This is a genomic window from Bradyrhizobium sp. SHOUNA76, assembly GCF_023006445.1.
Lineage (GTDB): Bacteria > Pseudomonadota > Alphaproteobacteria > Rhizobiales > Xanthobacteraceae > Bradyrhizobium.
The window spans coordinates 24,116-31,938 of the sequence record NZ_JALBHA010000033.1 but is presented as its reverse complement, the minus strand read 5'-3'; the positions used below and the strand labels follow the sequence as shown (position 1 = coordinate 31,938).

8 protein-coding genes and 1 pseudogene are annotated in these 7,823 nt (G+C 64.9%); 7 read left to right on the top strand and 2 right to left on the bottom strand.

The window, feature by feature from the left end; genetic code table 11:
• Positions 1 to 135, top strand: a pseudogene (locus tag MOV74_RS07355) (VOC family protein); the annotation flags it as partial.
• 4 nt (positions 136 to 139) lie between these two features.
• On the opposite strand, the gene MOV74_RS07350 reads toward MOV74_RS07355, so the two are convergent.
• On the bottom strand, positions 140 to 745 hold the full coding sequence (locus tag MOV74_RS07350) for a TIGR00730 family Rossman fold protein (protein WP_246919581.1): 606 nt from the start codon (positions 743 to 745) through the stop codon (positions 140 to 142).
• A gap of 201 nt (positions 746 to 946) precedes the next feature.
• On the opposite strand from MOV74_RS07350, the gene MOV74_RS07345 reads away from it, so the two are divergent.
• The 4 genes from MOV74_RS07345 (at position 947) to MOV74_RS07330 (ending at position 5,490) form a co-directional block, all read left to right on the top strand.
• Complete coding sequence (locus tag MOV74_RS07345) at positions 947 to 2,902, top strand: ABC transporter ATP-binding protein/permease (RefSeq protein WP_246919578.1); 1,956 nt, start codon at positions 947 to 949, stop codon at positions 2,900 to 2,902.
• Positions 2,903 to 2,974: 72 nt separating this feature from the next.
• On the top strand, positions 2,975 to 3,679 hold the full coding sequence (locus MOV74_RS07340; RefSeq protein ID WP_309486787.1) for a phosphatidylserine decarboxylase: 705 nt from the start codon (positions 2,975 to 2,977) through the stop codon (positions 3,677 to 3,679).
• Positions 3,680 to 3,766: 87 nt separating this feature from the next.
• The gene (locus MOV74_RS07335) at positions 3,767 to 4,648 is read left to right on the top strand and encodes a phosphatidylcholine/phosphatidylserine synthase (RefSeq protein ID WP_246919572.1); all 882 of its coding nucleotides are present in this window, start codon (positions 3,767 to 3,769) and stop codon (positions 4,646 to 4,648) included.
• Positions 4,649 to 4,770: 122 nt separating this feature from the next.
• Entirely contained in the window at positions 4,771 to 5,490 is a 720-nt protein-coding gene (locus MOV74_RS07330; protein WP_246919568.1) for an RraA family protein, read from the top strand.
• A 2-nt stretch (positions 5,491 to 5,492) separates the two neighbouring features.
• Here the strand turns inward: MOV74_RS07330 and MOV74_RS07325 are convergent, their stop codons facing one another.
• Entirely contained in the window at positions 5,493 to 5,786 is a 294-nt protein-coding gene (locus MOV74_RS07325; protein WP_246919565.1) for a hypothetical protein, read from the bottom strand.
• A gap of 370 nt (positions 5,787 to 6,156) precedes the next feature.
• On the opposite strand from MOV74_RS07325, the gene MOV74_RS07320 reads away from it, so the two are divergent.
• Both MOV74_RS07320 and MOV74_RS07315 read left to right on the top strand, forming a co-directional pair.
• Complete coding sequence (locus MOV74_RS07320; RefSeq protein ID WP_063195489.1) at positions 6,157 to 6,930, top strand: motility protein A; 774 nt, start codon at positions 6,157 to 6,159, stop codon at positions 6,928 to 6,930.
• A gap of 24 nt (positions 6,931 to 6,954) precedes the next feature.
• Positions 6,955 to 7,785, top strand: a complete 831-nt coding sequence (locus MOV74_RS07315; RefSeq protein WP_246919562.1) for a flagellar motor protein MotB — start codon at positions 6,955 to 6,957, stop codon at positions 7,783 to 7,785.
• Positions 7,786 to 7,823 lie beyond the last annotated feature (38 nt).

The following is a 7,823-nucleotide window of genomic DNA, read 5'->3' as shown; positions in this document are numbered from 1 at the left end:
GCAGCGCTGTCCGCCGGCGGCGCATCCGACGGTGCGCCGGGCATCCGCCCGCATGATCGCGTGCGCTACTACGCGGCCTTCGTCGTCGATCCCGACGGCAACCGGATCGAGGCGGTGACGTTTCCTGCGGAGTAGGGCGTCAGAGCTTGCGCGCGACTTCCGGAGCGAGCTCTTTTTCCGCCTCGGCGAGCCGTGCCACGGCGGCCTTCAGCTTCGGCAGGATCTCCTCGACCCGATCGGCCTTGAGGATGTCGACCGAAAGGCCGGCACGGATGAACTCGGTCTGGCGCATGTGCGACAGCAGCGAGAACAGCGGCTCCCAGAAATTGTCGATATTGGCGAGCAGCACGGGCTTGGCGTGACGGCCGAGCTGCTTCCAGGTCAACTGCTCGACCAGCTCCTCCAGCGTGCCGACGCCACCCGGCAGCGCCACGAAGGCGTCGGAGCGTTCGAACATCAGCCGCTTGCGCTCGTGCATGTCGGGGGTGACGATCATCTCCTGCACGCGCGTCAGCGCATTCTCGCGCATCCGCAGGAACTCGGGGATGATGCCGGTGACGGTGCCGCCGTGATCAAGCACGGAGGTCGCGACCGAGCCCATCAGGCCAAGCGAGCCGCCGCCATAGACGAGGCGGATGTTGTTCTCGGCGAGCGCCTTGCCGAACGCCTTGGCGCCTTCGGTGAAGCGGGGATTGGTTCCTGGGCCGGAGCCGCAATAGACACAGACGGTTTTGATCGTGCTCATTGGTGCCATGATGCATTGCAGCGAAGAGGCGTCAAGCCCAATCGGTGATTCGATACTCCCGGAAATCTACCGGTAAACGGCGACAAGCAATCGAAGATTCGCCATCTGGCGGGGTGCGTTGACATCGGGAAGGCTCTATATGACAGGCGAAAATCGTAAATCGCGGTGACGCCCGCATCCGGCGGGATTTCAGGCTTTTTGATGGACCAACCTCAATCGTTCGACGGCGCCGACGTTCCCGATCCTGCCGGCGGCCCGCCGGAGCGGGCCACGTTGATGGGCACGCTGGCGCATCTGTGGCCCTTTATCTGGCCAGGCGACCGCTTCGACCTGAAGATGCGTGTGGTGTGGTCGCTTGTGCTGCTGCTCGCTGCCAAGCTGATCACGTTGACGGTACCGTTCAGCTTCAAATGGGCGACGGACGCGCTGACCGGCGCCAATACGGCGCCGCTGCAGGCTGACAATTGGCACCTCTGGGTGATCGCCTCGCCGTTGCTGCTGACCGTGAGCTACGGCACGATGCGCATCTTGATGGCGTTGCTGACACAGTGGCGCGATGGCATCTTTGCGCGCGTCGCCATGCATGCGGTGCGCAAGCTCGCCACCATCACCTTCATCCATATGCACGAGCTGTCGCTGCGCTTTCATCTCGAGCGCAAGACCGGCGGTCTGACGCGCGTGCTCGAGCGCGGCCGCGAGGGCATCGAGGTCATCGTACGCATGGTGATCCTGCAGCTGATCCCGACCATCGTCGAGGTCTCGCTGCTGATGGCCGTGCTGCTCTGGCAATTCGACTGGCGCTACGTGGTCGCAACGCTGATCACGGTCATGCTCTACATGTACTACACTTACATCGCGACCGAGTGGCGGATCGGCATCCGCCGCAAGATGAACGATTCCGATACCGAGGCGAACACCAAGGCGATCGACTCGCTGCTCAACTACGAGACCGTGAAATATTTCGGCGCCGAGGCGCGCGAGGCCCAGCGCTACGACAAGTCGGTCGCGCGCTACGAGGAGGCGAGCGTCCACACCTACACCTCACTCGCGGTGCTCAACACCGGCCAGGCGGTGATCTTCACGCTGGGGCTGACCGCGACCATGCTGATGTGCGCGATCGGCGTGCGCAACGGCACCAACACCGTCGGCGATTTCGTGCTGGTCAACGCCATGATGATCCAGCTCTATCAGCCCCTGAACTTCATGGGCATGGTCTATCGCGAGATCAAGCAGGCGATCATCGACATCGAGAAGATGTTCAATGTGCTGGGCCGCGAGGCCGAGATCAAGGACGCGCCCGATGCGCAGCCGCTGGTCATCTCCGCCGGCACCGTGCGCTTCGAGGACGTGCGCTTTGCCTATGAGGCAACGCGGCCTATCCTCAAGGGCATCAGCTTCGAGGTGCCGGCCGGCAAGACCGTCGCCATCGTCGGCCCGTCAGGGGCGGGCAAGTCGACCATCTCGCGTCTGCTGTTCCGCCTCTACGACGTCTCCGGCGGCAAGATCCTGATCGACGGGCAGGACATCCGTGCGGTGACGCAGGATTCACTTCGGGCCTCGATCGGCATGGTGCCGCAGGACACCGTGCTGTTCAACGACACCATCCGCTACAACATCCGCTACGGGCGCTGGGACGCCAGCGATGCCGAAGTCGAGCAAGCGGCGCGGCTCGCGCAGATCGACCATTTCATCCGCATGTCGCCGAAGGGTTACGAGACCCAGGTCGGCGAGCGCGGGCTCAAACTGTCCGGCGGCGAGAAGCAGCGCGTCGCGATCGCGCGCACTGTTTTGAAGGCGCCGCCGATCCTGGTGCTGGACGAGGCGACCTCGGCGCTCGACACCCACACCGAGCACGAGATCCAGGGCGCGCTCGAACGGGTCGCGAAGAACCGTACTTCGCTGGTGATCGCGCACCGGCTTTCGACCATCGTTGGAGCCGATGAGATCATCGTGCTGGATCAGGGCCGCATCGCCGAGCGCGGGACCCATGCCAAGCTGCTCGCCCATGGCGGCCTCTATGCCAGCATGTGGAACAGGCAGCGCGAGGCCGAGGCAGCGCGCGAGAAACTGGCCAAGATGGCCGACACCGGCGAGGCCCCCAACCGGGCGCCGCCACCGGTCGGCGACGCCCTGACGGCGCCTGCGGCGGCGGAGTGACCTTGTCTCCGGTCCCAACTCTGGCCTAAACAAGCCCGCGCGACGACCCGCGCCATTAACTCCGACCGGCAGATAGCGATGTCCATTCTCGATTCGATCCAGCGTCAGATCCCACCGATCCACAAGGAGGGCTATCCCTTCATCGGCGGCTTTGCGCTGGCAAGCCTGATCCTGTTCTGGCTGTGGTCGCCTCTGGGCTGGATCGGCACGATCCTGACCGTGTGGTGCGCGCTGTTCTTCCGCGATCCCGTGCGCGTGACGCCGGTGCGCGAGGGGCTGGTGGTGTCGCCGGCCGACGGCCGCGTCTCGATGATCACCATGGCGCTGCCGCCGGCCGAACTCGGGCTCGGCGATCGGCCGTTGCCGCGCATCTCGGTGTTCATGAGCGTCTTCAATTGCCACGTGAACCGCGCTCCCGTCGCGGGCAGGGTGGACCGCATCGCCTACCGCCCCGGCCTCTTCATCAATGCCGAGCTTGACAAGGCCAGCGAGGACAATGAGCGCAATTCGCTGGTGATCTCGACACCGACGGCGCGGATCGGAGTGGTCCAGATTGCAGGGCTTGTCGCCAAGCGCATCGTCTGCTTCGTCAGGGAGGGGCAGGCGATCGGCGCCGGCGAGCGTTTCGGTCTGATCCGCTTCGGCTCGCGGCTCGACGTCTACCTGCCTGCGGGAACCAAGGCGCTGGTCTCGGAAGGGCAGACCGCCATCGCCGGCGAGACGATTTTGGCCGATCTTGCGGGCGACGACCCCAGCCGCGCCTACCGCGCCATTTAACCAATTAGTCGGTCTGTGGGGGCCTTCCGCCGCAATGGCGGAGGGAGACGCGACTTGCTATATCTCGCCTTGAGGTGAGGACCAGCGATGACGCCCTATGACTTCAAATACCCCGATACGCGCCGCCGCCGGTTCCGCCCGATTCCGGTGCGGATGCTGGTGCCCAACATCATCACGCTGCTGGCGATCTGCGCCGGCCTGACCTCGATCCGGCTGTCGATCGAGGGGCGGATGTCGCTCGCCGTCTACGCCATCGTGTTCGCGGCGGCCCTCGACGGCATCGACGGCCGCATCGCGCGCATGATCAAGGGCCAATCCAAGTTCGGCGCCGAACTCGACAGCCTCGCTGACTTCGTCAATTTCGGTGTGGCGCCCGGCCTGATGTTGTATTTCTGGCAGCTCCATGAGCTCGGCAATGCCGGCTGGATCGCCGCGATGGTGTTCGCGATCTCCGGCGGCCTGCGTCTGGCGCGCTTCAATGCCACCATGGACGATCCCAACAAGCCGGCCTTCGCCGCCAATTTCTTCACCGGCGTGCCGGCGCCGGCCGGCGCTATCACCGTGCTGCTGCCGATTTACGTCGCGTTCCTCGATCTCGGCCGCACTCCCGCGGTGGTGACGGCGGCCTATACGCTCCTGATCGCCTTCCTGATGGTGTCGCGCCTGCCGGTGTTCTCCGGCAAGACCAAGCGCATGCGCGTGCCGCCGGAGCTGGTGCTGCCGGCTTTCGTCGCCGTGATCGTCTTCATCGCCCTGCTGATCGCCTATCCCTGGCACGTGCTGTCGATCGGCACGGTGCTGTATCTGCTCTGCCTGCCGCTCGGCTACAAATCCTACCGCGACCAGGCGCGCGCGCTGGAAACCGCAACGCCGGCGGAAGGCGAAGTCCCGTCACCACCTTCGGCGCCGACGCTGGCGAATTTGTCGGAGCCACCGCCGGATGACGACCGGCCCGGACGGCTGCACTGAACGGTTGTTACGGATATCTGCCATGAAGGCGTGCTGAGTTGGGTCGAGGCTCGATCTCGGCTATATCGCCCTGTGCCGGCGGCACCGCGCCAACAGCGGCCGCCAATCTGGGAGAGAACGCCTTGACCAATTCCGCGACCGGGCCGCTGCCCGCTTCCGTCCTCGAAGCGCTGGGCCGCTACGACACGCCGACGATCTGCAATGCCATGGAGATCGTGGCGCCCGAGCGCCGGCTGATCGGCTACACCACCAAGCAATTGGTTTGCCCGTTCCCCGATCTGCCGCCGATCGTCGGCTACGCCCGCACGGTTGCGATCCGCTCGGTGCTGAAATCCTCGCTGCCGGCGGAAGAGCAGTCCAAGCGCCGCATCGAATATTACGAGTATGTCGGCACCGGCCATGGTCCGCGCATCTCGGTGATCCAGGACATCGACGGTCCTGACGTCGGCTACGGCGCGTTCTGGGGCGAGGTCCAGAGCAACGTGCACAAGGCGCTCGGCTGCCTCGGCGTCATCACCGACGGTTCGATCCGCGACATCCCGCAATGGGCCCCTGGCTTCCAGGCGCTGGCCGGCTCGATCGGGCCGTCCCATGCCTGGGTGCATGCCGAGAGCTTTGGCGGCGAGGTGCGCGTTGCCGGCATGACCGTGAAGTCGGATGACCTGATTCACGCCGACCAGCACGGCGCCATCGTGATTCCGCACGACATCGCCGCCAAGCTGCCCGAGGCCGCCGAACTCTGTGGCCGCCGCGAGACGCCGATCCTGGAGATCGCCCGCAGCCCCGACTTCTCGCTGGAGAAGCTGAAGGCCGCGCTGAAGCGCTCGGCGGAAATTCACTGAGCTTACGGCGACGACGCCGGTCGTGGGCTGCCTTGTTCGCTCAGGAACAGGGCAGCCTGATCGGGCTCACCAAACACAGCGGCGGCGCATCCGATGAGGGTGAAGCCGCCGGCGAAGTCCCACAGGGTGACGTCGTCTGGGCTGTCGGTGGTGTGAATCAACCGCGCTGCAATGACGGCGAAGGCAGCCTCGACAAAGAGCAGGGCGCTGAACGCCGGCAGGACGAGCTCCGGTTCGAGCATATGCAGCGCCAGCAGCGCCGGCAACGCGGTGAGAAGACTGAACAGCGTCAACATTGCAAATCGCTCCCGCGATCGAGCATGCCGCAGGGCTGCAGGATAGCAGATCCATCCATCGTTTTGCCCGTGGCGCAGGGCCGCAGCGCTCCATCCGGAGCACGAGCAAACCGTCTCGCAGCTGTTCAAGTGGACGCCGTGTCTTCATCGCCTCGTCGCAGCCCAATCATGGTTAGCAAAGCGTTGAAATTCCTGTCGGTGATCGGCAAAGCCCGCATCCTCCGAGTGCACTGCGCCCGGTTTGGCAGGCCGGCTCAACTTAACCTTTACGCGGCTTTAAGGGCGGCGCTCTAGGGTTTCCGATGCGGTTCGGGGTTGGGCCGCGCCAGCGGCCAGGACGGCCGTTGTTGCGTACGCGTTGGAGTATCCCATGGATATCATGACGAGCGTCGGGCTCACGGCGGGCATCATCGTCATCACTGCGATGATCTTCATGGGCGGCGACCTCCACATGTTCATCTCCGAACATGCGATGATCATCATCTTCGGCGGCTCGATCTCCGCCACCATGATCCGCTTTCCGCTCTCGGCACTCCTGCACGGCCTTCCGCTCGGAGCCAAGTTCGCCTTCACCATGAGCCGCCTGTCGGCGCACGACCTCGTCGACGAGCTCGCCCGCATCGCCGAGATCGCCCGCAAGCAGGGCCCGGTGGGTCTCGAAAAGGTCGAGACCGACGAGCCCTTCCTCGCCAAAGGCATCCGCTACGTCGCCGACGGCTACGACCTCGACTTCATCCGCGACAATCTCGAGCGCGACCGCGACAACTTCCTCATGCATCTGGACGAGGGCAGCAAGATCTACCGCGCCATCGGCGATTGCGCCCCGGCGTTCGGCATGATCGGCACCCTGATCGGCATGGTGCAGATGTTCGCCAACATGACCGATCCGTCCAAGCTCGGCCCGTTCATGGCGACCGCGCTGCTCGCCACGCTTTACGGCGCGCTGGTTGCGAACCTGTTCTGTCTGCCGATCGCCGACAAGCTGCACGGCAAGCTGCTGGACGAGGAGACCAATCGTACCCTGATCATCGACGGCATCCTGATGATCCGCGACTCCAAGAGCCCGACGCTCGTGCGCGAAATGCTGCTGGCCTACCTGCCGGAGAAGCATCGTCACGCCGAGGGTGAGCCGGTGCCGGCGTAAGACCGCCCGCCGGGATTTTCAGCCATGGCCAAGAAGAAACGCGGCGATGCGCACGGAGGCGGTCACGGCTGGTTCGTGACCTTCGCCGACCTGATGGGCTTGATGATGAGCTTCTTCGTGATGCTCGTCGCATTCTCGACGCAGGACGCCAACAAGCTGAAGATCGTCGCGGGATCGATGCGCGACGCCTTCGGTGTGCAGAGCGAAGCGCGCTATGCCGGCATCGTCGAGTCCGACGGGTTGCCGACCCGCCCACGGCTGAAGAACGTCGACCATATCCAGCCCGAGGATGCCTCCAACACGCCGACGCCGGACCAGGAGGATCGCGACCGCACGTCGGGGGCGAAGATCAAGGTCGACCGCAATTTCGCGCTCGCTGCGGCCTCGCTGCGCCAGGCGCTGCAGGACATGCCGGAGCTGACCGAGATGTCCAAGCACATCATGTTTGAGGAGACCAAGCAGGGTCTCAACCTGGAGATCGTCGACCAGGACGGCCGCTCGATGTTCGCCGACGGCTCCAAGGTCCCCTATGACCGCACCCGCCGTCTGGTCGAAAAGCTCGCGATCCCGCTCAAGGCCACGCCGCTCCGCGTCTCCATCGCCGGCCACACCGCGGCGGGCTTCGTGCCGACCCGCAGCGAGTACGGCGCCTTCGATCTGTCGGCCGATCGCGCCAACGCCGTGCGCCAGATCCTCGAACGCGAAGGCCTGCCGCCGTCGCATATCTTCGCTGTCTCCGGAAAGGCGGACACCCAGCCGCTGTTTCCGGACGATCCTTCGCTCGCGGCCAACCGGCGGGTGACCATCACCCTGATGCGCGAAGATCCCCCGCTGCCGCCGAATCTGAAGCCCTGAGCATGGTCCGGTAAAGTGGGCACCGTTTTTCCGACGAG

What these genes read in the sequence shown, in the direction of transcription:
- MOV74_RS07350 (WP_246919581.1), bottom strand. Translation starts at nt 745, where the DNA reads ATGAGCACGATCAAAACCGTCTGTGTCTATTGCGGCTCCGGCCCAGGA.
- MOV74_RS07345 (WP_246919578.1), top strand. Translation starts at nt 947, where the DNA reads ATGGACCAACCTCAATCGTTCGACGGCGCCGACGTTCCCGATCCTGCC.
- MOV74_RS07335 (WP_246919572.1), top strand. Translation starts at nt 3,767, where the DNA reads ATGACGCCCTATGACTTCAAATACCCCGATACGCGCCGCCGCCGGTTC.
- MOV74_RS07325 (WP_246919565.1), bottom strand. Translation starts at nt 5,786, where the DNA reads ATGTTGACGCTGTTCAGTCTTCTCACCGCGTTGCCGGCGCTGCTGGCG.
- MOV74_RS07320 (WP_063195489.1), top strand. Translation starts at nt 6,157, where the DNA reads ATGGATATCATGACGAGCGTCGGGCTCACGGCGGGCATCATCGTCATC.
- MOV74_RS07315 (WP_246919562.1), top strand. Translation starts at nt 6,955, where the DNA reads ATGGCCAAGAAGAAACGCGGCGATGCGCACGGAGGCGGTCACGGCTGG.